Annotated in this window: 1 protein-coding gene; it reads right to left on the bottom strand. The window is 73.5% G+C overall.

Features of this window, described 5'->3' with window-relative positions; translation table 11 throughout:
* Positions 1–419, bottom strand: a 419-nt coding sequence (locus PSR9079_RS23460) for an RHS repeat domain-containing protein (protein ID WP_149983462.1), incomplete at both ends; no start/stop codon positions are given.

The raw sequence follows: 419 nt of genomic DNA, 5'->3' as shown, positions 1-419 counted from the left end.
CGCCAGACGTGGCCCAGCGCGTCGGTGATCTCCACCGGCAGGTCGAGGTGGCCGTAGGCGAGGCGCGTGGTGGCGCCGGCCGCGTCGGTCACGGCCAGCAGGTTGCCGCGCGCATCGAAGCGCCAGCGCGTGGCCCGGCCGAGCGCGTCGCGGGCTTCCTCGGGGTTGCCGGCAGCGTCCAGGCGGGTTTCGGTGCGCACGGGGCGTCCGTCGGGGCCGGGCTCGGTGATGGCGACGACTTCGTGCGCCGCGTTGTATTCGTAGCTGCTGCGCCGGCCCAGCGCATCGGTGACGTGGGTGGTGCGCCGGCCCAGTTCGTAGTCGAAGCGCGTGTCCAGCAGGCCAGGCGTGTCCGTCCAGGTGCGCACGACGCGGCCGCCCGCATCGTGGCGGCTCCATTGCTGGTGATGGGTAAAGCC

It is taken from the genome of Pseudoalteromonas rhizosphaerae, from assembly GCF_902498845.1.
GTDB lineage: Bacteria > Pseudomonadota > Gammaproteobacteria > Enterobacterales > Alteromonadaceae > Pseudoalteromonas > Pseudoalteromonas rhizosphaerae.
This window is presented reverse-complemented; position numbering and strand designations above follow the sequence as displayed.